At 80.8% G+C, this 474-nt stretch carries 1 pseudogene; it reads right to left on the bottom strand.

Features of this window, described 5'->3' with window-relative positions:
- Positions 1-474: pseudogene (locus AA75_RS52425) on the bottom strand (DNA-binding response regulator); the annotation flags it as partial.

Genomic DNA, 474 nt, shown 5'->3' with positions numbered 1-474 from the left:
GCAGCGCAGCCCCTCCTCCTCCCGCGGGGTGAGCGCCGCGCCCAGCCGCTCGCTCTCCGAGCGGTCGCGCCGGGCCGAGGTCAACTCCCGTACCACGCCGGTGAGCAGCGCGGGCGGCAGGTGCGTCTCGTCCCGCAGGACGCCGCGCACCACGGTCATCAGGGTGCCGAGCGAACTCTCCTTCGCCACCCAGCCGCTGGCGCCCGCGTGCAGCGCGCGGACGGCCCGGTGCGGGTCGTCCGCGGCGGCCAGCACCACGGCGCGCAGCTCCGGGTGGCTGCGGCAGACCCGCGCCACCAGGGAGATCCCGTCGCCGGCGCCCCGGGCCGGGGCGGCCGGGGTCGGCTCGCGGTGGAACTGCGGCACCGGGCGGACCGCGGCCGCCCCGGGACCTCCGGCGGCCTGCGCGGGGCCGCCCGCCGGGTGCGGGCGGGCGGTCGGCAGAAGGCTGGGACGCCGTGGCACCGGCACCGT

The sequence above is a fragment of the Kitasatospora sp. MBT63 genome (genome assembly GCF_000710465.2).
GTDB lineage: Bacteria > Actinomycetota > Actinomycetes > Streptomycetales > Streptomycetaceae > Kitasatospora.
The sequence above is the reverse complement of the archived record's forward strand: the minus strand, read 5'-3'. Positions and strand labels throughout refer to the sequence as shown.